The following is a 23,646-nucleotide window of genomic DNA, read 5'->3' as shown; positions in this document are numbered from 1 at the left end:
CTATTGAACCGGTTCTCCGACTCGGTTAGGCTCGCCACGACTTCCGGACGGACCGCCTCAGCGGGCGCCCCCGGAGGGTCTTCCCGGCGCGAGCGCTCCGCTCGTCCCGACCGTATTCAGAGAGGAATACCGTGAAGAACAGCATCCGACGGGCCGCAGGCGCCGCCTCCCTCGTCCTCATCGCCGGAGTCGCCCTCAGCGCGTGCAGCGCACAGGGAGCGGGCGACGACTCGTCGAAGTCGCTCACTCTCTGGGACAGCTTCACCCAGTACGACGCGTCCTCCCCCTACGGCCAGCTCCTGGCCGGCTGCGAGGCCTCGACCGGGATCACCCTCGAGCGCACCTCCGACCCCGACCTCACCACCAAGCTCCTGCAGTCGGCCGCGTCGAAGACCACGCCGAACCTGGTCGTCCTCGACAACCCCAACGTCGCGAAGTTCGCCGACACCGGCCTGCTCGTCGACAACGCCGCCTCCGGGCTCGACACCAGCGACGTCCTCCCGAACGTGCTCGCCGCCGGCCAGCTGGACGGGAAGACCTACGGCTCGTCGATCGGCTCGAACACCCTCGCGCTCTTCTACAACAAGGCGCTCTTCGAGGCCGCCGGCGTCACTCCGCCGACGACCTGGGACGAGCTGACCACCGCCGCGAAGGCCCTCACCGCGGGCGACGTCACCGGGCTCGGCTTCTCCGCGATCGGCACCGAGGAGGGCACCTTCCAGTTCCTGCCCTTCTTCTGGGGCTCCGGTGCGACCCTCGAGGACATCTCCTCCGACGACGCCGTCTCGGCGCTCGCGCTCTGGACCGACCTGGTGAAGAGCGGCTCGGCCTCGCAGGCGAACGTCAACGCCAACCAGCAGGACGTCCGCGACCAGTTCCTCGCGGGCAAGCTCGGGATGATGGTCAACGGCACCTGGCAGCTCTCCGCCCTCGACGAGGCGGGCATCGACTACGGCGTCGTGCCGATCCCGGCGAAGGACGGGGGAGCGGCACCGAGCCCGCTCGGCGGCGAGTTCGTCGAGGTGGTCGCCTCCGACGCCGCGAAGCAGACCCTCGCCACGGAGTTCGCGCAGTGCGTCATCCAGCCCGACAGCCTGAAGGCCTGGGCGGCCGGCCAGTCGTACATCATGCCGTACGCCGACGCGGCCGCCGAGCAGGCGACCGAGGACCCCGCGCTCCAGCCGTGGGTCGAGGCCATCTCGGTCGCGCAGGGACGCACCAGCGACCTCGGCGTCGCCTACCCGGACACCTCGAAGGCGCTCTGGACCGCGATCCAGGAGTCGCTGACCGGCTCGAAGACGCCGCAGGCGGCCCTCGACGACGCCGCGGCGAGCCTGAAGTAGCGGCCGCATGACCGACCCCGCCGTGCTCACGGCGCCGGTCGCGGGCGGGGCGGCCACCAGGCCGCCCGCCCGCCGCCGACCCCGCTCCCACCTCCGCCTCGCCGCCGCCGCCTTCATGGCGCCCGTGGTGATCTTCCTCGCCGTCTTCTTCGTCTACCCGATCATCCGCGGCGTCGTCCTCAGCCTCCAGGACTTCGGACCGTCGTCCTTCGTGACCGGGATCGCCCCCTTCGTCGGCTTCGACAACTACGTCACGGTCGTCACCGATCCGATCTTCGCGAGCATCGCCTGGCACACCGTGGTCTTCACCGTGGTCTCGCTGGTGGGCCAGTTCACGATCGGCATGGCCCTGGCGCTGTTCTTCAGCCGCCGGTTCCCGCTCTCGGCGACGTTCCGCTCCCTCATCCTGCTGCCGTGGCTCCTGCCGCTGATCGTCTCAGCGACGGCCTGGCGCTGGATCTTCGACCAGCAGTTCGGCATCCTGAACGCCGCGATCGGCACGCCGGTCGGCTGGCTGACCGATCCGTCCGTCTCGCTGTGGGCGGTCATCATCGCCAACATCTGGCTGGGCATCCCGTTCAACATGGTGCTGCTGCACGGAGGCCTGCAGGGCATCCCCGAGAGCCTCTACGAGGCCGCGGCACTGGACGGCGCCTCGCGCTGGCGGTCCTTCTGGAGCATCACCTGGCCGCTGCTGCGACCGGTGACCTCCGTCACGCTCCTCCTCGGCCTCGTCTACACGATCAAGGTGTTCGACGTCATCTGGATCCTCACCAAGGGAGGCCCGGCCAACAGCTCGCACACCCTCGCGACCTGGGCCTACGAGCAGTCCTTCACCGACCTGCAGTTCGGAGTCGGTGCGGCGGCCGGCCAGATCCTCGTGATCGTCGCCCTCGTCTTCGGCGTGATCTACATCCGCGCCCAGCGCAAGGAGGACCTCGGATGAACCGGCACACCACAGGGCTGCGCCGCGGGATCGACGTGGTCATCGCGATCGTGCTCTGCGGCTTCCTCCTCTTCCCGCTCTACTGGATGGTCAACGTCTCGCTGACCAAGCCGCAGAACCTGATCCAGACCCCGCCGAGCCTGTTCCCCGGCGACCCGACGCTCGACGGGTACGTGCAGGCGTTCTCGACGCAGCTGCCGAACCTCATCACGAGCCTCGTGATCTCGATCGGCTGCGTGATCCTGACGCTGGCGATCGCCCTGCCCGCCGCCTTCGCGATGGCGAAGTTCCGGGTGCGGGGGACCGGCGTCGTGATGTTCGTGTTCCTCCTCGCCCAGATGATCCCCGGGATCGTCCTGGTCACCGCGCTGTTCGCGATCTACAACGCGCTGGGGCTGCTCAACACCTATCCGGGCCTGATCCTCGCCGACGCGACCGCCTCCGTGCCGTTCGCGGTGATCATCCTCCGGGCCTTCATGCTCGGCATCCCCGACGAGCTGATCGAGGCCGCGCGGATCGACGGTGCGAGCAACTGGCGCTCCTTCGTCTCGATCGTCATCCCGCTGAGCCGGAACTCGATCGTGACCGCGGGCCTGTTCTCGTTCCTGTTCGCCTGGGCCGACTTCCTCAACGCGAACTCGCTCACCTCGGGCAACAGCATCGTGCCGTTCACCCTCGGCCTCTACCGCTACATCGGATCGACCACCACCAACTGGAACGGGATCATGGCGACCGCCGTGATCGCCTCCATCCCGGCCGCCGTGCTGCTGATCGTGGCCCAGCGCTACGTCGCCGCCGGGGTCACCGCCGGCGCGGTCAAGGACTGAGCGCCGTGCCCGAATCGAGGAAGCAGGAGCACATGGACACCGACGCGTTCGCGCTCGAGGGGGACCGCCTCGTCTGGCGCGGCGACGGCGAGACCGTCGTCGTCGAGCCGTGGGGGAGGGACAGCGTCCGAGTCCGCGCCCGCCGGTCCGGGGAGGTCCTCGACACCGACTGGGCGCTGATCGCCCCCGAGCGCCGCGCGCCGGAGGTCTCGATCGAGGGACCGCGGGCGACGCTGCGCGCCGGCGGCATCACCGTCGTCCTCGAGCAGCAGGAGGGCTACGGGTACCAGACCGGCTACCACGAGCTCTCCTGCTCCCTCTCCTTCTACGACCGTCGGGGGGAGCTGCTCTTCCGGGAGCTCGGGAGCGGGGGAGCGCTCAAGCTGCGCGCCCGCGAGCAGCGTCCGCACCTGGGCGGCGACTTCCGGCTGACCGCGCTGTTCGAGACGTCCCCCGACGAGAAGCTGTACGGGATGGGGCAGTACCAGCAGGACATCCTCGACCTGAAGGGCTGCACGCTCGAGCTCGCGCACCGCAACTCCCAGTCGAGCGTCCCGTTCGTGCTGTCGAACCGCGGCTACGGGTTCCTCTGGCACAACCCCGCGATCGGCCGCGCGACCTTCGCGGCCAACCGCACGGAGTGGTCCGCCGAGTCCTCCCAGCAGCTCGACTACTGGGTGACCGCGGGGGAGACCCCGGCCGACATCACCCGGGCCTACGCCGACGCGACCGGGCACGTCCCGATGATGCCCGAGCACGGCCTCGGCTTCTGGCAGTGCAAGCTGCGCTACTGGAACCAGGAGCAGCTGCTCGAGGTCGCCCGCGAGCACCGGCGCCGCGGCCTGCCGATGGACGTGATCGTGGCCGACTTCTTCCACTGGCCGCACATGGGCGACTTCCGCTTCGAGGAGGAGTTCTGGCCGGATCCGTCGGCCATGGTCGCCGAGCTGCGCGAGCTCGGGATCGAGCTGATGGTGTCGGTCTGGCCGCAGGTGTCGGTCGAGTCCGAGAACTACATCGCGATGAAGAAGGGGAACCTCCTCGTCAAGGCCGAGCGGGGCCTGGACCTGCACATGCAGTTCGAGGGTCCGAGCGCGTTCTACGACGCGACGAGCCCCGCCGCCCGGAGGTTCGTCTGGGAGGCGTGCCGGCGCAACTACGGCGAGCACGGGATCCGGCTCTTCTGGCTCGACGAGGCCGAGCCCGAGTACGGCGTCTACGACTTCGACAACTACCGCTACGCCGCCGGCCCCGCCGTCCAGGTCGGCAACCTCTACCCGCAGGCGTTCTCCCGCGGCTTCTTCGAGGGGCAGAGCGAGGGCGGGGAGACCGCGATCGTCAACCTCGTCCGCACCGCGTGGGCGGGCAGTCAGCGCTACGGCGCGCTCGTGTGGTCGGGCGACATCCACTCGACCTTCGCGGACCTGCGCCACCAGATCACGGCCGGCATCCACATGGGCGTCGCGGGGATCCCGTGGTTCACGACCGACATCGGAGGATTCGCCGGGGGAGACCCGTCGGATCCGGAGTTCCGTGAGCTCCTCGTGCGCTGGTTCCAGTTCGGCGCGTTCAGCCCCGTGATGCGCTTGCACGGCGACCGCGCGCCGTCGGCCCCGGTCACGGCCGCCGACGGGAGCCGCCGCGCCGCGACCGGAGCCGCGAACGAGGTGTGGAGCTTCGGCGAGGAGGCCACGCCGATCCTCACCCGCCTGTTGCATCTTCGCGAGACCCTGCGCCCGTACACGCGCGAGGCGATGCGGGAGGCGCACGAGCTGGGCCAGCCCGTGCTGCGCGCGGTGTTCCACGAGTTCCCGGGGGACCCGGAGGCCTGGGATCTGGCCGACCAGTACCTCTTCGGCTCGGACCTGCTGGTGGCTCCGGTCACGCACGCCGGAGACGTCTCCCGACGGGTCTACCTGCCCGCCGGGGCGCGGTGGACGGAGCTCTCGACGGGCGCCGAGCACGAGGGCGGGCAGTGGATCGTCGCCGACGCGCCCCTGGCCGTCATCCCGGTCTTCGCGCGCGACGGCCGGCAGGCGCACCTCGTCGGGCAGCTCTGAGCGGAGGCTCCCCGCTGACCGGAGGGTTCCGCCGCGAGGAGCGCCCCCGCGTCAGCCCGTCCCCTCGAGCCAGAAGTCGACCGCGTCGGGGGACGGGCGCCCGGCGACCCGGACGACGTCGCCGAACTCGAGCACGCTGTCCGGATCCTCCTGGACGGCCGGCCACCGCTCGCGGCCGGCGGCGTCCGGATCGCCGTGGGAGACGAATGCGAGCCAGCGCGCGGTCATCTCCTGCTCGAGCCGGCGGTCGACGTCCGTGTAGTCGGCGTCGCCGTCCGCCCCGAGGTTCCCGTACGCGTACATCACCTCGGCGCCGTGGTACGCGCCGAACCGCTCGAGTCCGCTCTCCGGGGGAGTGCGCGTGAAGATGTAGGCGTGGACGCCCGCCCGCCCGGTCCGGGCGGCCGTCAGCGCCCAGAGCCGCATCGGGGCGGTCATCGTCCGGTCGCTGTCGGCGCGCAGCCGGGAGTCGACGACCTGGTCCTCGACGGCACCCGGGTACAGCGCGAGGAATCGGTCCGCGTCGTCTCCGTGCTCCCGGCGCACCTCCTGCTCGTAGGCGTTCGGATCCGGGTCGACGCCTCCCAGCAGATCGAGCGAGGTCTCGTCGGAGTTGCTGCCGAGCAGGAGGGGGACGTCGTTCTGCCGACCGGCCTCGTAGACGGCGAGCGGCGTGTCGGGGAGGACGACGCCGTCGATCGAGGGCCACCAGTGCTGCGAGAGGCCCGCGGCGGCCGCGACGATGCGCTCGGCCGGCAGGGCCCTCATCTCGGCCAGGCTCGCCCCGCCGAGGGCCTCGCTCAGGCGCGCAGCCGCCTCCCGTGCGGTGGCGGCGTCGTCGTAGAGGTCGCCGGCCTCGCGATCTCCCGCCGACCCCAGGCATCCTCCGCTCTCCCCGATGATCCCGTGGAGGAGGCCGGCCGCGAGGGGCGAGGCCCCGAGGATGCAGGCGCTGCCGGAGCCGGCGGACTGGCCGGCGACCGTCACCCGCCCCGGATCCCCGCCGAAAGCGGCGATGTTGTCCTGCACCCACTGCAGAGCGGCGACCTGGTCGAGCAGTCCCTGATTCCCCGGGGTGCCGCCGCCGAGCACATCACCGGCGAGGAAACCGAGGACGCCCAGACGGTAGGCGACGGTGACGACCACCGCGCCCCGGGAGGCGAGCGCCGCGCCGTCGTAGGCGGGGAGGGCGCCGGACCCCGAGACGAACGCGCCGCCGTGGAGGTAGACGAGGACCGGGCGGGAGTCGCCCGCTCCGCCGGCCGGCGTCCAGATGTTCAGGCGGAGGCTGTCCTCGTCCGTCGCGTACCCGCCGAGGAGCGTCTCCTCCAGCGGCAGGTCGAGCACGCGGGTCGCCGCTCGGGAGAGGAACGTCGGCTCCGGCTGAACGGCGGAGGGTCCGAAGTCGTCGGCCACGAGGGTCGCCGACCGCTGCGGGGCCGGGCGGGGCGCCTCCCAGCGCAGCGGGCCGACCGGGGGAGCGGCGTAGGGGATCCCCGCGAAGGCGTCGACCCCGGCCGCGGCGTCGTGCACACCGACGACGTCGCCCTGCCGGGTCGTGACCGGGGCGGTGTGCGGACCGGCGAGCGTCCGCGTCGCCGGGAGAGGACCCGCGGCGAGGGCGACGGCTCCGACGAGCCCTGCGGACGCGACCCAGGCCGCCGTACGCAGCATCCAGTGCCGGTGCCGCCAGCTCCTCGAGACGGCCGCGATCAGGACCGCGGCCGCCGCGACGACGAGCCACCCCCACCACTCCACCCGGTTCAGCCAGGCGAGGACCGCCCCGATGAGCACGACGGTCGCGGTCGGCAGCCACCGGGACCGTCGCCGTCGAGGTTCGGGCGTTCCAGTTCTCGATACGGTATGCATTGGATACGAAACATACTGAAAAGGCCCATTCGGCGCAAGGATCCGAATAGGCTGGGGGCGTGGTCACAGGCGAGCAGGCTCCGGTCCGGCGGAGGAGCGAGACGCGACGACGTCTCCTCGCCGCGGCCGCCGAGCTCTTCGAGAGCACGGGCACCATCGGCCAGCGCGTCGAGGACATCTGCGCGCAGGCGGGCTTCACCCGCGGCGCGTTCTACTCGAACTTCGCCGGTGTCGACCAGCTCTTCCTCGCACTCCACGAGGAGCAGGCCGCGAGAGTGTGGGGGAGCCTGCAGGAGGCCCTCGACGTCCAGCTGCAGGAGGAGCACCGCGAGGCGACCCTCGACGGCGCCGTCCGCTCCCTCCTCGACGCGCTCCCGTCCAGCCGCGAGTGGTTCTCCCTGCGGTCGGTGCTCCTGGCCCGCGCCGCCGCGGACCCGGAGTTCGCCGAGCGGATGATGATCGACGACGACCGCGTCTCGCTTGAGCTGGGCGAGCGCTTCGCCGCCCTCGCGGCCGTGCACGGCCGCGTCCCCGCCGTCGAGTCCGCCGTCCTGGCGAAGGCGGTCGTCGCGGCGCACGTCGGATCGGTGAGCCAGTGGCCCGTGGACACCAGCGCCGCGCTCACGCAGCGCCTGGTCGTCGCCGCGGTGATCCGAGGTCTCACCGTTGAAGCGCCCGGTCTGTCACCGGAGCTCGACGGCGACCGGTGACATCCTGTCGCAGGAGCGATGAGGGGAGTCGATCGCCATCCTGCCGACCGGGGCTTCGGTCGAACTGACATAATGTGCATTATCGGATGACGGTGGAAGGGCCGGACGGACCGGGACTGAGGCCGCCCGACGGTCCGGAACGTCATCAGCGGATCGGCGAATGCTCCACCCACGCCTCGACGTCCTCGTACCAGCACGTCTCGGTCGGAGTGTCGAAGCGCGTGACCAGCCGCAGCCGCGGATCGACGGTCATCGTGCCGCGGACGCCGTCGTCGGCCTGGTGTCGAAGACGGATCACGGTGAGCGCGCCGTCGATCGACGCGCCGGTCATCCGGTACCCGTCGCTCGGCCGTCCCCAGACCGGCAGGTTCAGCGGGAAGGCCAGGCGGGCCGCCAGCGGCTCCGGCAGCAGCTGCCATCGGTCCAGCGGACGCTCCTCGCCCCCGGAGACGTACCGGCCGGTCGGGGCGTCGTACGCGTCGACCGTCCCGGTGCGCTCGTCGACGCAGGAGAACGACGCCTCGACGGGCCGCACCTCCAGTCGGTAGGTCTCGGTCCTCTCGGGCGTCCGCCGGAAGGCGCGGCACCGGAAGGGCGAGCGCCTCCTCCAGTTCGCCATCACCGCGAAGGCGTCGAGGAGGATGCTCGTCTCGCCGTCCCTGTCGAAGTCGCCACGCCGCCCGGAGGCTGCCGATGTGCGAAACCCGTCGGCGCGGACGGACTCCCCCGATGCCGGTCCGCTGCCGTCCATCGGAGTCATCCGTCGAGGATCGCAGACCCGCGCGCCGGGGTCATTCCGCGAAGGCGATCAGGCGAAGTCGGAGATGTCGCCGACGAGGCGGGTGTTGTCCGCGGGGATCGGCTCGACGGCCGCCAGAGCGACCTCGGCCGCGAACTCCTGCACGTTGTAGAGCTTGCCGGCCGACTCGCGACGCGAGCTGATCGCGCCCGGGTTCGCGCGCTCCAGCAGGGTCGCGGTGATGGTGCCCTCGATCATGTCGCCCGAGACGACGACGAACTCGATCCCGCGCTCGGCGAGCTCACCGATCCGCTCGCGCAGGGCGTCCTCGCCGGCGCGCTTGGAGAGCGCGACGGGCTCGTACTCGGGCATCGTGGGCGTGGTCCGGATGAAGTGCGCCTGGTGGCTCGTGACGAACACGACACGGGAGCCCTCGGAGAGCAGCGGCAGCGCCGCGTCGAGCACGGCGACCTGCGAGTCGCGGTTGAGGACCATCGCGTAGTCCTCCCCCATGTTGCTCTCCATGCCGCCGGAGGCGTTCAGGACGAGCACGTCGAGTCCTCCGTACTCCTTCTCGATGCGGGAGAAGAGCTCGGCGCGCGAGTCGGCGTCGGTGAGATCGGCGCCGACGGCGACGGCGGTGCCGCCGGCCTCGACGATCTGCGCGACGAGCTTGTCGGCGCGCGGCGCCTTCGAGCGGTAGTTGACGACGACGCGGGCTCCGGCCTCGGCCAGGTAGCGGACCGTGTCGGCGCCGATGCCGCGGGACGACCCGGTGACGAGAGCGCGCTTGCCGTCGAAGGAGCCGGGGGCGAGGGGATTGGACACGGGTATTCCTCCAGAACGCCGGCTCGGAGACCGGATCGGGCACGATGACGGGCCACGGCCCGACGGAGGAGTCTACCAAGGGCCTCGAGACCGTCGGCGCACCCCCTCTCCCAGCCCTCGTCCGGGGGGCGTTGATAGCCTGGGAATGCTCGTCGAGGGGAAGGAGCACACAGCATGGACGCTGTCACCCAGTACGCGTGGATCCTCTGGCTCGCGCTGATCCTCATCTTCGTGATCGTCGAGATGATCACTCTCGAGTTCACGTTCCTGATGCTCGCCGTCGGCAGCATCGGCGGACTGCTGACCGGGCTGGTCGGGGCTCCCTTCTGGGTCCAGGTCCCCGTCGCGGCCGTCCTCGCCGCCCTCCTGCTGTTCACCGTCCGGCCGCCGCTGCTGCGGCTGCTGAAACGGGGCGGCGATCCCACCCCCAGCGGAGCGGACGCTCTCCTCGGGCTCTCCGGCAGCGTCGTCCTCGCCGGCCCCGGAGCCGGCCAGGTCAAGCTCGCCAACGGCGAGACCTGGACCGTCCGCCTGTCCCCGCTCGTCGAGGACCGCACACTCGGAGTCGGCGAGAGAGTCGTCGTCACCGCCATCGAGGGCGCGACCGCGGTCGTCGTCCCCGCCGAAAGGAGCACACCGTGACACCGTCCTCCGTCGTGACGATCGTCGTCGTCGCCGCCGTCGTCCTCTTCGCCCTGGTCGTCCTCTTCCGAGCGGTCCGCATCATCCCCCAGGCCACCGCCGGGGTCGTGGAGCGCCTCGGCAAGTACCACAAGACCCTGCTGCCGGGCCTCAATCTCGTCGTGCCGTTCATCGACCGGGTCCGCCCGCTGATCGATCTGCGTGAGCAGGTCGTCTCGTTCCCGCCCCAGCCCGTGATCACGGAGGACAACCTCGTCGTCTCGATCGACACGGTCGTCTACTTCCAGGTGACGGACGCCCGCGCGGCGACCTACGAGATCGCCAACTACCTCGGCGCGGTCGAGCAGCTGACCACCACCACGCTCCGCAACGTCGTCGGCGGCCTGAACCTCGAGGAGGCGCTGACCTCCCGCGACAACATCAACGGGCAGCTGCGCATCGTCCTCGACGAGGCCACCGGCAAGTGGGGCATCCGCGTCGGACGCGTGGAGCTCAAGGCCATCGACCCGCCCCTCTCCATCCAGGACTCGATGGAGAAGCAGATGCGCGCCGAGCGCGACCGTCGAGCCGTGATCCTCACCGCCGAGGGCACCAAGCAGTCCCAGATCCTGAACGCCGAGGGTCAGCGCCAGGCCGCGATCCTCGCTGCGGAGGGCCAGGCGAAGGCGGCGGTCCTGCGGGCCGAGGGTGAGGCCAAGGCGATCACCACCGTCTTCCACGCCATCCACGAGGGCCGCCCCGACAGCGAGCTCCTCGCCTACCAGTACCTCCAGACACTCCCCAAGATCGCCGAGGGTAGCGCGAACAAGCTCTGGGTCATCCCGAGCGAGCTCACCGAGGCGCTGAAGGGCATCGGAGGAGCGCTCGGCCAGCGCGGCCAGTCCGCCCCGGCGGTCCGCCCGCAGGACGCGGCACCCACGTCGGCGCCTGCGGCTTCCGCGCCTGCCGCATCCGGGTCCGTCGGCTCCACGCCTGTCGTGCCCGGATCCGACACGTCCGCCCCCTTGGCGGCCGCGACGACCGACGGAAGCCCGGACTCCGCGCCCACTCCCCCGCCGCCGGCCGTCTGAGCCGCGGATCCGGTCCGCGATGCGCGCCTCCGAGCGACCCCTCGCCCTGAGCGGGCCGACCCCCCGGGTGATCGCGCATCGCGGGTTCGGCCCGCAGGCCGAGGGCAACACGCTCGCCGCCTTCGAGCGCGCCCTCGCCGCGGGTGCGGACCTCCTCGAGACGGACGTGCGCGCGTCCCTCGACGGGGTCGCCGTGCTCGTCCACGACGCCGAGGTGATCGACCACTCCGGCCGCCGCCACGTCGTCGCCGCCACCCGGTGGGAGGAGCTCGCGGACCTCCGGCTGGCGGGCGGCGCCCGGCTCGCCTCTCTCGAGCAGGCCCTCGCCGCACTCCCCCGCGCGCGCTTCAACATCGATGTGAAGTCGCGGGACGCGATCGGTCCGGTCGTCGCGGCGGTGTCCGGCGCCGCCGCCGCGGAGCGCGTCCTGATCACTTCGTTCTCCGAGCTCCGTCGAGCAGCGGCCCTCCGCCGTCTTCCCGGCGCCGCGACCTCGGCGTCGGCGGTCCGCTTCGTCGTCGCCCTGGTCGCCGCCCACCTCGGCGCCGCCCTCCCCGTGCGTCTCGCTCTCCGCGGCATCGACGCGCTCCAGGTGCCCGAGCGCGCGCTCGGCCTCCGCGTCGCGGAGCCGCGGATCCTCGCCCGGCTGCGGGTGACCGGCTGCGAGATCCACCTCTGGACCATCGACGATCCGGAGCGGATGGAGCAGCTCCTCGCACTCGGGATCGACGGGCTCGTGACCGACCGCACCGACCTCGCCCGAGCGGCCGTCGACGCCTTCCTCAGCGCCCGTCAGCCACGCCCTCAGGAACCGCGGAATACGCCTCCGACCTGAGGATTCTCTGGCAATGGCAGGGACGGGAAGACCACCTCCAGGTACGACGTTGACACTGGGGAAGCACAGCGAGAGGAGACCACACAATGGCAGATCGAAGCTTGCGAGGAATGCGGCTCGGATCCCAGAGCCTGCAGAGCGAAGAAGGCGTCGTCTTCTCCCCGCGATCGACGTACGAGTACCACTGCGCGAACTGCGGCCACGACACCGACATGGTGTTCTCGGCCGACGCGGAAGCACCGGAGACCTGGGAGTGCCGCTCCTGCGGTCACGAGGCCACTCTGATGGTGGACTCGAAGCCGGTCGTCGTGGACAAGGGCGAGCAGAAGGCTCCGCGCACCCACTGGGACATGCTGCTCGAGCGTCGGACCCGCGCGGAGCTGGAGGAGCTGCTCGAGGAGCGGCTCGCCTATCTGCGCGCCAGGCGCGGCGAGCACAAGATCGGCGCGTAGCGCCGGTCAGCGGGAACGGCGTCGCGGCTCGCGCGTCCTGAGGACGAACGAGACCATGCCGATGAGACCGGCGGCCAGGAAGTACCAGCCGAGGTCTCGCGCCCACAACAGAGCCGGGGTCGTGGTGGAGCTGAGGGGGACCTCGTCCACCATGGCACCCGGCTCGAACCATGTCAGGGAGTCGATCGTCGCGCCGTCCGGCCCGATGATCGCACTCGTCCCGACGGTCGAGATGTTGACCACGCTGCGCCCGGTCTCGATGGCCCGCAGGCGGGCGATGGCGAGCTGCTGGACGCTCTCGTCGGTCCGGCCGAAGTCGGCGTTGTTGGTCTGCCCGAGGATGACCTGGGCTCCCCCGTCGACCATCGCGTTCGTCAGCGCGTCGTCCGAGATGTCGAAGCAGATCGCGATGCCTGCGAGGACGCCGTTCACGTCGAAGACGTTGGGACGGGTGCCGATCGAGTAGTCCCGGCTCACCAGGTCGACCAGGTCCGGAGCGAACATCCGCCAGAACGCGCGGTCCGGCATGTACTCGGCGAACGGGACGGGATGCACCTTGTCGTAGACCTGCGTCGCCCCCTCCCCCGCCTTCCAGAGCAGCGAGCTGTTGTAGAAGACGTCGTCCGAGGGGTTCGTGATCGTGCCCACGATGAACGGCGCGTCCATCGTCCGGCTGAGGTAGTCGAGGACGGCGGCCGACTGGGCGTTCCGGGTCGGATCGATGTCGACGCCGTTCTCGGGCCACACCACCATGTCGACGTCCTGATCGAGGATCGGCAGCGTCGCCGAGGTGTGGTCCTCGAGGATCTGCCCGCGGTAGCTCTGCGAGAACAGGCCCGCATCGGAGTCGCCCTGGACGGCGGCGATCCGGGTCGTGCCCTCCGTCGGTGCCGGCCAGGCGGGGAACACCAGCGCCACGATCGCGAAGCCCGCGAGAGCGCTGACGCGAGCGGAGGCCGGGACGGACATCTCGCGGACGGCCTGCGCGAGCACGGCGGCGAGGAACGCGACCACGAAGCCGAGGCCGGCGAAGCCGATCCACGCCGCGAGACCGGCGAGCGGGCCGAGGGACTGCGAGATCGCGAGGCGGCCCCAGGCGAAGCCGCCGTAGGGCCAGACGCTGGTGATCGACTCGCGCCCGATCCAGAGCGCCGCCAGGAGGGCGGGGAGGCCGACCATCCGGCCGAGCGGTCCCGTCCAGACGCGGTGGCCGCGCGTGGAGACGACCGCCATCAGCCCCGCGGAGAGCGCGAAGAAGATCGCCTGCAGGCCGGCGAGGGCCGCCCACGGGACCGGGCCGAGGTAGAGGGTCAGCCACTCGATGTGGACACCCCAGAAGACCGCTCCACCGACGAGGCCGACGAGGCTCCCGCTCCAGAAGCCGCGCCCCGCCAGCGCGAACAGGATCGCCGCGGCGCCCACGATCGCCAGCGGCCAGACATCGGAGTCGGGGAAGCCGCGGTCGAGCACGGCGCCGCCGAGGGCGGCGAGGGGCAGCGCCACCCACAGCGGAACGGTCCGCCCGTCGGGCGGAGGAGCGACCGGCGTCATGCGACGGTCGAGTACGCGACGATGCCGCGGCGGACCAGGTCGAGGGCGGTCCGGGCCGCGCGGCCGACCTTGCCCTCGGCGACGACGGAGAGCTGGTCGAGGAGGTCGATGGTCTGCTTCGCCCAGCGCACGAAGTCGCCGGCGGCCATGTCGGACTCGCGGAGCACCATGTCGAGCGGCATGCCCTTGGCCCACATGTTCATCGACAGCGCCAGGCTCGTCGAGATCGGGTTGCTGCCCGGCAGGCGGTGCTCCCGCTCGACGTCGTCGAGCCGGGCCCACAGCAGCTGGGTCTTCTCCAGCGCCTCGGGGAACGCGCCGCGGGGCAGGAACTGCTCGCCGAGCGTCCCCTCCTCGCGTCGCGGCTCGAAGACCAGGCAGCACGCCATCGCTGCGAGGCCGGCCGGATCGAGCTCCGTCCACGCCTGCTTCCGGAGGCACTCGGCGACGAGCAGGTCCCGCTCCCCGTAGATCCGGCGGAGCGTGCGACCGTTGGGCGTCAGCGAGAGCTCGCCGACCTCGTCCCGGCGGAAGTAGCCGAGCTCGAGCAGCACATCCGTGATGTGGTCGAAGATGCGGGCGACGGCGCCGGTGCGCGAGCGGATCTGGCGCTCGATCTCGTCGGTCTCGCGGCGCAGCTTCCACCAGCGCTCGGCCCAGCGCGCGTGCTGCTCGCGGTCGGAGCAGGCGTGGCACGGGTGCGCCTTCATCCGGCGCCGCAGGCTCGTGAGCTGTCCCTGGCGCTTCTCGCGCTCGGCGTGGGACGCGGACTCGCCGCGCACCGCGCCCCGGCGCTCGAGGTCGCCGATCTCGCGGCGGATCGCCGCGTACTGCTCGAAGTCGCCCAGGTGGCACTGCATCGCCGTGACGTAGCCCGCCATCGACTCCTCCTGCTGGCGGACCCGGCGGGCGAGATCGACGACGGACCGGTCGGCCTGGAACTGCGCGAACGACGACTCGAGGATCTCGCGCGTGCGCACCCGCCCGAACTGCTCGATCAGGTTCGCGGCCATGTTGTAGCTGGGGCGGAAGCTGGAGTTGAGCGGGTAGGTCCGCCGGGAGGCGAGGGATGCGACCGCCTGGGGGTCCATCCCGCCGCGCCACTGGATCACCGAGTGGCCCTCCACGTCGATGCCGCGACGGCCCGCCCGGCCGGTGAGCTGGGTGTACTCCCCCGGTGTGATCGGGACGCGCGCCTCGCCGTTGAACTTCTCGAGCTTCTCGAGGACGACCGTGCGGGCGGGCATGTTGATGCCGAGCGCGAGCGTCTCGGTCGCGAAGACCACGCGCACGAGCCGGCGCAGGAACAGCTCCTCGACGACCTCCTTGAAGGCGGGGAGCATCCCGGCGTGGTGCGCGGCGACGCCCCGCTGGAGTCCGTCGAGCCACTCCCAGTAGCCGAGCACCGCGAGGTCCTCGTCGCGGATCGTCCGGCACCGCTCCTCGACGATCGCGCGGATCTCGTCGCGCTCGTGGCGCTCGGTGAGTCGCACGCCCGACCGCAGCACCTGGCGCACGGCCTGGTCGCAGCCCGCACGGCTGAAGACGAAGAAGATCGCGGGGAGGAGGTTCTTGCCGCGGAGGATCTCGACGACCTCCGAGCGCAGCACGAGCTCCTCGGTGCGCTGCTCCAGGTAGCGGCCGCGACCGCCTCGGCCGTTGCGGCCGCCCCTGCCGCCGCGCTCGACCCGGGAGCCGCCCTGGGCCATGCGGGCGAGCTCGGGGTTCACCCGGTTCGTCGCCGCCCGACCGGAGGAGTCGAAGAGGTCGACCAGCTTGCCGCCCACCAGGACGTGCTGGTCGAGCGGGACGGGCCGCTCCTCGGAGACGATGACCTCGGTCTCGCCCCGGACGGTCTGGAGCCAGTCGCCGAACTCCTCGGCGTTCGACACGGTCGCGCTGAGCGAGACCAGCCGCACGCGCTGCGGGAGGTGGATGATGACCTCCTCCCAGACGGCGCCGCGGAAGCGGTCGGCGAGGTAGTGCACCTCGTCCATCACGACGTAGGCGAGGTCAGGCAGGAGGTCCGAGTCGGCGTACAGCATGTTGCGCAGCACCTCGGTCGTCATCACGACGATGCGGGCGCGCGCGTTGACGTTGGAGTCGCCGGTCAGCAGACCGACCTCGGAGGCTCCGTAGTCCTCGACGAACTCCTGGAACTTCTGGTTGCTCAGCGCCTTCATCGGCGTCGTGTAGAAGACCTTGGCCGTCGGGTCCTGCATGGCCAGGTGGATCGCGAACTCGGCCACCGCCGTCTTGCCGGCGCCGGTGGGCGCGGCGACGAGGACGCTGTGGCCGTCGTCGAGAGCGCTGCAGGCCTCGTACTGGAAGGGGTCGAGGTCGAACGCGAGGGTCGAGCGGAACGCCTCGACCCTCGCGTGGCCCTGGCGCGTCCGGAACGCGGCGAACCGCTCGGCGGGAGACGGTCCGGTCACGCGGGCAGGTCGGAGGGGCTGCCGTCGAACACCAGCTGGCGCTTGGCGGCGCGCCGGTCGTGCAGGATCGCGATCCCGCAGGCGAGGAAGAACAGGAAGATGATCGGGATGGCCAGGAGGAACATCGAGATCGGGTCGGCCGCGGGGGTCGCGATCGCCGTGAAGAGCACGATCGCCATGATCGCGATGCGCCACGACTTGAGGATCAGCATGCCGGGGAGGATGCCGAGGAAGTTGAGGAGCACCAGGAAGACGGGCAGCACGAAGGCGATGCCGACGACCAGCACGAGCTTGAGAACGAACTCGTAGTAGATCTTGGCGTCGAGGAAGCTCGCCGCGTTGCTGCCGGTGAAGCTCGTCAGGAGCTCCACGATGTGCGGGAAAACGAACCAGCCGGCCGCGCAGCCCGCGAAGAACAGCGGGATGGCGGTGAGGATGAAGCCGAGGCCGTACCGCATCTCCTTGCGGGTCAGGCCCGGGACGAGGAACGCCCAGATCTGGTAGAGCCAGACCGGGCTCGCCAGGACGATGCCCACCGTGATGGCGATCTGCAGCCGCAGATCGAAGGCACCGGCGATCGTCGGGAAGTTGAGGATCGCCTCCTTGCCCTGGGTGGAGGCCACCTCGGAGATCGGAGCCTTGAGGGCCTCGAAGACCCACTCCGAGACGAACCACCCCGCGACGCACGCGATGACGATCGCGATCGCCGACTTGAAGAGCCTGTTGCGAAGCTCGACGAGGTGCGCCCCGAGCGACATGCGCCCGTCGGGGTTCTTCGTCCGCTTCGTCCGTGGCTTCTTCGGTGCCACGGACGTCATTACTTGAGCGGGGACTCGGGCGGCGTGGTGGTGCCGGTGCCGGTGGTCGTGCCGGTGGATCCGGCGACCGTGCCGGTGGTCCCCTCGGTCGACTCACGGCGCTCGGTGCCGTCCTCGTCCTTCATGGTCTTGACCTCGCTCTTGAAGATCCGCATCGACTGCCCGACACTGCGGGCCAGCTGCGGGAGCTTGGGCGCACCGAACAGGAGGAGGATCACGGCGAGGATGATGAGGAGGTGCCACCCCTGGAGGCCAGCGAACATTGCAGACTCACTTCACTTGTCGGTTGCGGTGTACGAGGAGCTTACCCCGTTCGACCCGTCCTGACCGGCGGAGATCGATCCTGTCGCGACGTGCGTCACGTCGGCCCTCGTGCGCACGCCTCACGTCGTCGCGATCGGCGAACAGCGACGAGGGCGGACGGGGCGGCAGGTCGTCCGTCACTCCAGGACTCAGTGTCTCGAGTTTCGCGGTGACCTCGGACAGCTGTCCGAGGAGCACCTTCCCCTTGCGCCAGTAGGAGAGGGCGAAGAGGACCAGCATCGCCAGAGCGCCCAGCGCGAGGCCGAGCCAGATCAGGATCCACGACCACCAGGTCACGACGGCTCCCCCTCGTTCGCGGCGAGCGCGGAGGCCGCCCAGTGCGCGACCGCGGTGCGCGCCTCGGGGGGTGCCACCACGGTGACGAGACCCGCCAACGACGCCACCAGGCGCGTCAGTCCCTCCAGATGGGCGACGCGGAGACGGACGAGGACACCGTGGTCCTCCTCCCCCGGCACGGGATCGGGGAACTCGGCGTCGGCCGCGTAGTCGCCCAGCAGCACGACGGCGCTGGGAGCGACGCGCAGGTCCACGACGAGATCGGAGGCGGAGGCCTCGAAGAGCCGTTCCGAGAGGGTCACCTCGTTGCGGCGCCGGACGATCGGCGTCCCCGTGTCGCGGAGGGAGCGCATCCTGTCGACCCGGAACGTCCTGACGCCCTCGCGGAGGTGGTCCCATCCGCGCAGGTACCAGTCCCGGTCGACCGATTCGAGCACGAAGGGGTCGACGAGCCGGGACTCGGTCTCGCCGCGGGCGCTGCGGTAGTCGAAAGCGACCTGCGTCGCCGAGCCCATCGCTGTCCGCAGGAGCGCTACAGCGCTGTCCGCGCCCGTGCCGCGCGAGACCGCCACCGCGCTCGGGGCCGAGGAGGCGCCGCGTGCGAGCTTCCCCATCAGCGAGGCGATCCTGTCGTTGCCCTGGTTCTCGGGCAGCGCTGCGAGGTACTGCATGCCGGCGATGAGGGCGGCGGCCTCCCGCGCCGAGAACCTCGGCGAGTCGTCGATCGCGACCTGGTGGGTGAGGACGACGTGGTCGTTCTCCTCGAAGTCGTCCCAGCCGATGTCGAAGAGATCGTTCGCCTGGTACTGCGCGGTCTCGCCGGGGATGCCCGAGACGGCGATGAGGCGCACCGCGCGGCGCACCTCCTCCTCCGGGATCTCGAAGTGCGCGGCGACCTCGGCGACGGAGACGCGACCCCGGTCGAGCAGGTAGGGAACGAGGGAGAGGAGGACGGCCAGTCGGTCGCGCGCCTGCAGGGAGCGGGGTCTAGCCACGGGGATCCCCTCCATGGTCGTCCAGGGTGCGGCGGAGGCGGTCGAGGACGCGGCGGCGGAGCTCCTCCGGCTCGAGCACCCGCACCTCGGGACCGTGACCGGCGAGCTCGTCCGCGAGCACGTCCGGGTCGGTGTAGTGCAGGCGCAGCAGGCCCTGGCCCTCGCCCTCGGCCTCGGCACGCCCGCCGAGACGGAGGGCGGCGTCGGAGTCGGGGGCGACGCGCAGGAGCGCGCTGTTGCGCTGCAGGATCTCGTCGAGCTGGGCGAGAGCGGTCGCCGCGTGGTCCCCCTCCGCGGGAGGCGCGGTGCGGCCGGTGGACGCGACCGGCCCGACGATCCGCGACAGGAGGAAGGTCCGCGTGCCCTCGGCGCCCTCGTCCCAGCCGTGGAGGTGCCAGCGCCCCTGGTGGTTCACCAGGGCGCGGGGCTGCACGGTGCGCATGCGCGGCTCCTCGCCGCCGGGCTTCAGATAGGGGAAGCGGACGACCTGGCCGCGGTCGAGCGCGGCGTTGAGCGGCTCGAACGAAGCCTCGCGGACCCGGATCGAGGGGCTGATGCCGATGACGGGGTCGACGGACTCGACCCCGATCGAGCGCAGCTTGATCAGCGCGCGCCGCGACTCCGCCGAGAGCGTCCCCTCGCGCCAGACCGCCCCGGCCAGGCGGAGCAGCGCGAGCTCCTCCGGATCGAAGGTCAGGTCGGCCGGGAGGTCGTAGCTGCGCTTCGCGATGCGGTACCGGACGGTCTGGGTGTTGCCCGGGTCGCCCGGGGCGTCGACCGTCTCGATCGGGATGCCCAGCTCGCGCAGGTCGTCCTTGTCGCGCTCGAACTGGCGCTCGAGCGAGGTCCGGTCGCCCCGGCCCACCCGCTGCCGGTAGCCCTGCACCGTCGAGAGGACGTCGGCCTTCGTCAGTCCGTTCTCGGCCGCGACGAGCGCGAGCACGAGGTTGAACAGACGCTCCTCGGCCGGGACGCGGCTCGAGGACGGGGCGTCGGAAGGCACGCCCTCCAGTCTAGGGCCGGGCCCGGTCAGACCTTTCCGAGGATGTCGGCGACGAAGATCAGCGTCGCGCCGCCGGGGATCCCGCCCTGAGGGGAGCCCTGGTCGCCGTAGCCCTGGTCCGGCGGGATGACCGCGATGACCTGGGATCCGACGGGCTGGCCGATGAGGGCGTCGGCGAATCCGGCGATGACTCCGCCCTGGGTGGTCGAGCCGTCGGCGGCAGTGAACACGGCGGGAGCGCCCTTCTCCCAGCTGGAGTCGAACACCTTCCCGTCGCTCCACTGCCAGCCGGTGTAGGCCACGACGACCTGGTCGCCCTCGGCGACGACGTCGCCGTCGCCCTTCTTGAGCTGGGCGATGCGGAGGTCGGACGGTGCGTCGCCCGAGGGCTTCGCGAGCCCCGGGCGTCCGTCGTCGCCGAGCGTGACCGTCGGGAAGCCGTCGGGCGCGGGCTGGGCGGCGCCGTTCGCGCGGGCCAGCGAGGCCTCGCGGACGTCCGCGACGAGCACGAGCGTGTCGTCCTCCGAGATGCCGAGCTGCGACGAGGACTGGCCGAAGCCGTCCTCGGGGGCGATCGCGATGGCGACGCGCGAGCCGACCTGCGTGCAGAGGAGGCCCTCGTTCAGGCCGACGAGCCCGGCTCCGCCGACGCCGAAGCGGGCGGTGCTCGACCCGTCGTAGGGCGAGGTCTCGAGGACCGTGCCGTCCGCGCCGTTGACCAGGGTGTAGTCGATGGTGACGAGCTGGCCCTTCTCGAGCGGTGCGCCCGAGCCCTCGATGAGGGTGCTGACCTGCGTGCCGTCCGCCTTCAGCGGCGTCGGGACGCTGACGTCCGGCTTCGCTCCGAAGTCGCCCGTGGCGCTGACCGCCGCCGAGGAGTCGCCGGAGGAGAACGGAGCGTCGCAGTCCGCCTGCGAGGAGGACGCGGTGCATCCGGTGAGAGCGGCGACGATGCCGATGCCGGCGATGAGCGCGGTGGTCCTGCGCACGGGTCCTCGATTCGAGAGAAGGGGAGCGGTGACGCCCGAGGTGGAGACGGCCCGGAGGCCGGGAACAGCTTAGAGGATGCCCTCGTCGTCGGGCTCCGCGGTCTCCTCGCCGAACCCGCGGGCCCGGGAGAGCTCGGCGCTGGTGGCGGACTCGCGGACCCGCTTGCGGAGGCTCTTGGGGCTCACGGCGCGCTCGCCGAGCGCGCCGGGGGTCCAGGCCTCCACGTCCTCGTCGCTGAAGTCCGTCTTCGACGGGCGCCGCTTGAGCTCGGGGAGCACGGTGTCCGGAGCGAGCCGGCGAGCGGTGATGAGGAAGCCGGTGTGGCCGATCATCCGGTGGTCCGGCCGGACCGCGAGGCCCTCGACGTGCCAGCCGCGGACCATGGTCTCGTTCGACGACGGGTTCGTGAACAGGCCCGAGGCGCGGATCGCCTCCGCCGTCCGCGAGAGCTGCGTGACGGTGGCCACGTAGCAGAGGAGTACTCCGCCGGGCGTGAGAGCGTCGGCGGCGACGTCGAGGCACTCCCAGGGCGCGAGCATGTCGAGCACGACGCGGTCGGCCTCGCCGGACGGGACCGTGCCGGGCAGCGCCTCGACGAGGTCGCCGACGGTGACGCTCCAGTTGTCGGGCGTATAGCCGAGGAAGGTCTCGATGTTCGCCCGTGCGACATCCGCGAACTCCTCGCGCCGCTCGAACGACGACAGCCGGCCGGTCGGACCGACCGCCCGCAGCAGCCAGAGCGAGAGCGCGCCGGAGCCGACACCGGCCTCGACCACGCGGGCGCCGGGGAAGACGTCGGCGAGGGCGAGGATCTGGGCCGCGTCCTTCGGGTACACGATCGCCGCGCCGCGGGGCATCGACATCACGAAGTCGGCGAGGAGAGGGCGCAGCGCGAGGTGCTCGACGCCGACGGTGTTGGTCACCACCGAGCCGTCGGGCAGCCCGATCACCGTGTCGTGCTCGATGCCGCCCCGGTGCGTGTGGAACACCTTGCCGGGAACGAGCGTGATGGTGTTCATCCGCCCCTTGGGTCCCGTCAGCTGGACGCGGTCCCCCGCGCGGAAGGGTCCGGAATGCTGCAGTGCCTCACCGGTCATCGGCGGGCCTCCGTCTCGGTCGTGGCCGGGCCGGAGCCGCGGTGCTCGGAGGACACCGTCGCGAGGTCCGCGACGGTGCGGCCCGCGAGAGTGGGCCAGAGGGCGTAGGGGGCGGCGGGATCCAGCTCCAGCTGGTGCGGGACGCCGATCGCCGCGGCTCCGGAGGCGACGGCCGCGCCGAGGCCCGTGAGGGAGTCCTCGATCGCGACGCAGGCGGTGATGTCGACACCGAGGGTGCTCGCGGCGAGGAGGTACGCCTCGGGGTGGGGCTTGCTGCGCTCGACCATGTCGCCGCTGACGACGGCGGCGAAGGCGGGGAACGGGATCCGGTCCACGACGGCCGCGGCCATCCGCGAGATCGACATCGTGACCAGCGCCTGCGGCACACCCGCCTCGGACACGGCGTGCAGCAGCTCGAGCGCGCCCGGTCGCCACGGGATGCTCACGGCCAGCTGGTCGACGACCTCGTCGGTCATCCGGTCGATGATCGCGTCGACGGAGAGGTCGACGCCCCTGCCCTGCAGGATGTGGGCGGCGGCGGGCAGGCCCGAGCCGACGAGTCCCATCGCGTCCTCGTGGGTCCACACTCCGCCGAAGGAGGAGACGAGCGCGTGCTCCGACGCCATCCAGTACGGCTCGGTGTCGACGAGCGTCCCGTCCATGTCCCAGAGGACGGCGGCGGGGGCGGACGCTCCTCCGAGCGACTCGGAGGACAGCGGCCGGGCGGAGGTCTCGGGAGTCACGAGCGACCATGGTACCGGCAGGGCCGCGCCCCTCCCCGGCCGCGGGCCGAGAGCGAACAGCGCGGCCGATCCCGCCGGACGGGACGGGCGCGGCCGGGGGCGGTCCTATCCTGGACGGAGGGACAGGCGCGGTGTGCGCTCCCCGCACATCGAGCCGAACGCGGAGATCCTGCCTATGAACGTGATCACGGGGAACGTCCTGGTCGTGGCCTTCGAGGGCTGGAACGACGCCGGGGACGCCGCCAGCGGCGCGCTGCGGCTGGTCAAGGACGCCGGGGAGTACGTGCCCCTGTTCGCCGTCGACGCCGAGCAGTACTACGACTTCCAGTACACCCGCCCCATGCTCTCGATCGGCGAGGACGGCCGCCGCAGCCTCGCCTGGCCCGGCACCCAGATCTTCGGCCCGGCCGACACCTCGGTCGACGCCGAGAGCGCGCTGTACCTCATGATCGGCACCGAGCCCTCGCGCAGCTGGAAGAGCTTCGCCGCCGAGGTCGTCGACGCCATGCTCGCGATCGACATCTCCGCCGTCGTCTTCCTCGGCGCGATGCTCGCCGACGTCCCGCACACCCGGCCGATCTCGATCTTCGCCTCGAGCGAGAACGCGGAGCTGCGGAGCTCGTTCGAGCTCGAGCGCTCCAGCTACGAGGGGCCGGTCGGCATCCTCAGCGTGATCGGCGAGGCCGCGCAGAAGGTCGGCATCCCCGCCGTCTCGATCTGGGCCTCCGTCCCGCACTACGTGCACAACGCGCCCTCGCCCAAGGCGATGCTGGCGCTGCTCGAGAAGCTCGAGGAGGTCGTCGGCCTGGCGATCCCCCGCGGCGACCTCGTCGAGGAGGCGGAGGAGTGGGAGCGCGGCATCGACGCCCTCGCCGCCGAGGACGAGGAGATGGCGTCGTACATCGCCCAGCTCGAGCAGGCGCGCGACACCGTCGACTCGCCCGAGGCGAGCGGCGAGGCGATCGCCCAGGAGTTCGAGCGCTACCTGCGCCGCCGCGGCGACGGCCGCTCCGGCGAGGAGCCCTGGCGGCCGTAGCCTCCGCCGGCGCCCGCTCGTCCGAGACGGTCGTCGATCACTGGACTGTTCCCGACC

23 protein-coding genes are annotated in these 23,646 nt (G+C 71.5%); 10 read left to right on the top strand and 13 right to left on the bottom strand.

Annotated features, from left to right (window positions below; genetic code table 11):
• The first annotated feature begins 131 nt into the window (after positions 1–131).
• Genes C5C39_RS11095 through C5C39_RS11080 form a run of 4 tightly spaced genes read left to right on the top strand, consistent with a single transcriptional unit; the run spans position 132 to position 5,176 of the window.
• The gene (locus C5C39_RS11095) at positions 132–1,343 is read left to right on the top strand and encodes an extracellular solute-binding protein (RefSeq protein WP_104222048.1); all 1,212 of its coding nucleotides are present in this window, start codon (positions 132–134) and stop codon (positions 1,341–1,343) included.
• Between the two features lie 7 nt (positions 1,344–1,350).
• A complete protein-coding gene (locus tag C5C39_RS11090; protein ID WP_104225253.1) occupies positions 1,351–2,289 on the top strand; it encodes a carbohydrate ABC transporter permease in 939 nt (312 codons plus the stop codon).
• Positions 2,286–3,116 (top strand): carbohydrate ABC transporter permease, encoded by an 831-nt coding sequence (locus C5C39_RS11085; RefSeq protein ID WP_104222044.1) that lies wholly within the window; start codon positions 2,286–2,288, stop codon positions 3,114–3,116. The genes C5C39_RS11090 and C5C39_RS11085 overlap by 4 nt, the downstream gene beginning before the upstream one ends.
• Positions 3,117–3,148: 32 nt before the next feature.
• On the top strand, positions 3,149–5,176 hold the full coding sequence (locus C5C39_RS11080; RefSeq protein WP_104353391.1) for a TIM-barrel domain-containing protein: 2,028 nt from the start codon (positions 3,149–3,151) through the stop codon (positions 5,174–5,176).
• Positions 5,177–5,227: 51 nt separating this feature from the next.
• On the opposite strand, the gene C5C39_RS11075 is transcribed toward C5C39_RS11080, so the two are convergent.
• A complete protein-coding gene (locus C5C39_RS11075; protein WP_219813333.1) occupies positions 5,228–6,970 on the bottom strand; it encodes a carboxylesterase/lipase family protein in 1,743 nt (580 codons plus the stop codon).
• Between the two features lie 134 nt (positions 6,971–7,104).
• On the opposite strand from C5C39_RS11075, the gene C5C39_RS11070 reads away from it, so the two are divergent.
• The gene (locus tag C5C39_RS11070; RefSeq protein ID WP_104353389.1) at positions 7,105–7,755 is read left to right on the top strand and encodes a TetR/AcrR family transcriptional regulator; all 651 of its coding nucleotides are present in this window, start codon (positions 7,105–7,107) and stop codon (positions 7,753–7,755) included.
• Positions 7,756–7,900: 145 nt separating this feature from the next.
• Here the strand turns inward: C5C39_RS11070 and C5C39_RS11065 are convergent, their stop codons facing one another.
• Positions 7,901–8,515 carry a hypothetical protein gene (locus C5C39_RS11065; protein ID WP_146083703.1) on the bottom strand — a complete coding sequence of 205 codons (615 nt, stop codon included), beginning with the start codon at positions 8,513–8,515 and terminating at the stop codon, positions 7,901–7,903.
• A 48-nt stretch (positions 8,516–8,563) separates the two neighbouring features.
• Positions 8,564–9,322: an SDR family oxidoreductase gene (locus C5C39_RS11060; protein WP_104250337.1), complete on the bottom strand. Its 759-nt coding sequence runs from the start codon at positions 9,320–9,322 to the stop codon at positions 8,564–8,566.
• Between the two features lie 174 nt (positions 9,323–9,496).
• On the opposite strand from C5C39_RS11060, the gene C5C39_RS11055 reads away from it, so the two are divergent.
• The 4 genes from C5C39_RS11055 (at position 9,497) to C5C39_RS11040 (ending at position 12,321) form a co-directional block, all read left to right on the top strand.
• On the top strand, positions 9,497–9,964 hold the full coding sequence (locus tag C5C39_RS11055; protein ID WP_104222034.1) for an NfeD family protein: 468 nt from the start codon (positions 9,497–9,499) through the stop codon (positions 9,962–9,964).
• A gap of 14 nt (positions 9,965–9,978) precedes the next feature.
• Positions 9,979–11,034 carry an SPFH domain-containing protein gene (locus C5C39_RS11050; RefSeq protein WP_374953690.1) on the top strand — a complete coding sequence of 352 codons (1,056 nt, stop codon included), beginning with the start codon at positions 9,979–9,981 and terminating at the stop codon, positions 11,032–11,034.
• Between the two features lie 19 nt (positions 11,035–11,053).
• A complete protein-coding gene (locus tag C5C39_RS11045) occupies positions 11,054–11,869 on the top strand; it encodes a glycerophosphodiester phosphodiesterase family protein (RefSeq protein ID WP_104353387.1) in 816 nt (271 codons plus the stop codon).
• An 86-nt stretch (positions 11,870–11,955) separates the two neighbouring features.
• Positions 11,956–12,321, top strand: coding sequence for an RNA polymerase-binding protein RbpA (locus tag C5C39_RS11040; protein ID WP_068207052.1), 366 nt, complete (start codon positions 11,956–11,958; stop codon positions 12,319–12,321).
• A gap of 6 nt (positions 12,322–12,327) precedes the next feature.
• Here the strand turns inward: C5C39_RS11040 and lnt are convergent, their stop codons facing one another.
• The 10 genes from lnt to C5C39_RS10990 all read right to left on the bottom strand — a co-directional run bounded on the left by lnt (position 12,328) and on the right by C5C39_RS10990 (position 22,553).
• Positions 12,328–13,872: an apolipoprotein N-acyltransferase gene (gene lnt / locus C5C39_RS11035; RefSeq protein WP_104353386.1), complete on the bottom strand. Its 1,545-nt coding sequence runs from the start codon at positions 13,870–13,872 to the stop codon at positions 12,328–12,330.
• Entirely contained in the window at positions 13,869–16,307 is a 2,439-nt protein-coding gene (locus tag C5C39_RS11030) for an RNA helicase (RefSeq protein ID WP_104353385.1), read from the bottom strand. The genes lnt and C5C39_RS11030 overlap by 4 nt, the downstream gene beginning before the upstream one ends.
• The gene (gene tatC / locus C5C39_RS11025; RefSeq protein ID WP_374952911.1) at positions 16,304–17,125 is read right to left on the bottom strand and encodes a twin-arginine translocase subunit TatC; all 822 of its coding nucleotides are present in this window, start codon (positions 17,123–17,125) and stop codon (positions 16,304–16,306) included. Before tatC ends, C5C39_RS11030 begins: the two co-directional genes overlap by 4 nt.
• Positions 17,125–17,388, bottom strand: coding sequence for a Sec-independent protein translocase subunit TatA (tatA, locus tag C5C39_RS11020; RefSeq protein ID WP_104222022.1), 264 nt, complete (start codon positions 17,386–17,388; stop codon positions 17,125–17,127). The genes tatC and tatA overlap by 1 nt, the downstream gene beginning before the upstream one ends.
• Before the next feature lie 7 nt (positions 17,389–17,395).
• Positions 17,396–17,725 carry a hypothetical protein gene (locus C5C39_RS11015; RefSeq protein ID WP_104232604.1) on the bottom strand — a complete coding sequence of 110 codons (330 nt, stop codon included), beginning with the start codon at positions 17,723–17,725 and terminating at the stop codon, positions 17,396–17,398.
• On the bottom strand, positions 17,722–18,720 hold the full coding sequence (locus C5C39_RS11010; protein ID WP_104283651.1) for a YafY family protein: 999 nt from the start codon (positions 18,718–18,720) through the stop codon (positions 17,722–17,724). Before C5C39_RS11010 ends, C5C39_RS11015 begins: the two co-directional genes overlap by 4 nt.
• A complete protein-coding gene (locus C5C39_RS11005) occupies positions 18,713–19,723 on the bottom strand; it encodes a YafY family protein (RefSeq protein ID WP_104262925.1) in 1,011 nt (336 codons plus the stop codon). The genes C5C39_RS11010 and C5C39_RS11005 overlap by 8 nt, the downstream gene beginning before the upstream one ends.
• A gap of 26 nt (positions 19,724–19,749) precedes the next feature.
• Entirely contained in the window at positions 19,750–20,712 is a 963-nt protein-coding gene (locus C5C39_RS11000; RefSeq protein WP_104237455.1) for an FKBP-type peptidyl-prolyl cis-trans isomerase, read from the bottom strand.
• Positions 20,713–20,781: 69 nt separating this feature from the next.
• Positions 20,782–21,810: a tRNA (adenine-N1)-methyltransferase gene (locus tag C5C39_RS10995; RefSeq protein ID WP_104262927.1), complete on the bottom strand. Its 1,029-nt coding sequence runs from the start codon at positions 21,808–21,810 to the stop codon at positions 20,782–20,784.
• Positions 21,807–22,553 carry an HAD family phosphatase gene (locus C5C39_RS10990; RefSeq protein ID WP_258075822.1) on the bottom strand — a complete coding sequence of 249 codons (747 nt, stop codon included), beginning with the start codon at positions 22,551–22,553 and terminating at the stop codon, positions 21,807–21,809. The genes C5C39_RS10995 and C5C39_RS10990 overlap by 4 nt, the downstream gene beginning before the upstream one ends.
• A 175-nt stretch (positions 22,554–22,728) precedes the next feature.
• On the opposite strand from C5C39_RS10990, the gene C5C39_RS10985 reads away from it, so the two are divergent.
• Entirely contained in the window at positions 22,729–23,589 is an 861-nt protein-coding gene (locus C5C39_RS10985) for a proteasome assembly chaperone family protein (protein ID WP_104222142.1), read from the top strand.
• Positions 23,590–23,646: the final 57 nt, after the last annotated feature.

It is taken from the genome of Rathayibacter sp. AY1F3 (assembly GCF_002931975.1).
Taxonomy (GTDB): Bacteria; Actinomycetota; Actinomycetes; order Actinomycetales; family Microbacteriaceae; genus Rathayibacter.
Note: the sequence above shows the minus strand (reverse complement) of the source record. Positions and strands in the feature narration are given on the sequence as shown.

Bases quoted from the DNA above. Each gene is read 5' to 3' on its own strand.
- C5C39_RS11090 (WP_104225253.1), top strand. From the start codon at position 1,351: ATGACCGACCCCGCCGTGCTCACGGCGCCGGTCGCGGGCGGGGCGGCC.
- lnt (WP_104353386.1), bottom strand. From the start codon at position 13,872: ATGACGCCGGTCGCTCCTCCGCCCGACGGGCGGACCGTTCCGCTGTGG.
- C5C39_RS10985 (WP_104222142.1), top strand. From the start codon at position 22,729: ATGAACGTGATCACGGGGAACGTCCTGGTCGTGGCCTTCGAGGGCTGG.
- C5C39_RS11055 (WP_104222034.1), top strand. From the start codon at position 9,497: ATGGACGCTGTCACCCAGTACGCGTGGATCCTCTGGCTCGCGCTGATC.
- tatC (WP_374952911.1), bottom strand. From the start codon at position 17,125: ATGACGTCCGTGGCACCGAAGAAGCCACGGACGAAGCGGACGAAGAAC.
- C5C39_RS11045 (WP_104353387.1), top strand. From the start codon at position 11,054: ATGCGCGCCTCCGAGCGACCCCTCGCCCTGAGCGGGCCGACCCCCCGG.
- tatA (WP_104222022.1), bottom strand. From the start codon at position 17,388: ATGTTCGCTGGCCTCCAGGGGTGGCACCTCCTCATCATCCTCGCCGTG.
- C5C39_RS11040 (WP_068207052.1), top strand. From the start codon at position 11,956: ATGGCAGATCGAAGCTTGCGAGGAATGCGGCTCGGATCCCAGAGCCTG.
- C5C39_RS11080 (WP_104353391.1), top strand. From the start codon at position 3,149: ATGGACACCGACGCGTTCGCGCTCGAGGGGGACCGCCTCGTCTGGCGC.
- C5C39_RS11085 (WP_104222044.1), top strand. From the start codon at position 2,286: ATGAACCGGCACACCACAGGGCTGCGCCGCGGGATCGACGTGGTCATC.
- C5C39_RS10995 (WP_104262927.1), bottom strand. From the start codon at position 21,810: ATGACCGGTGAGGCACTGCAGCATTCCGGACCCTTCCGCGCGGGGGAC.
- C5C39_RS11065 (WP_146083703.1), bottom strand. From the start codon at position 8,515: ATGACTCCGATGGACGGCAGCGGACCGGCATCGGGGGAGTCCGTCCGC.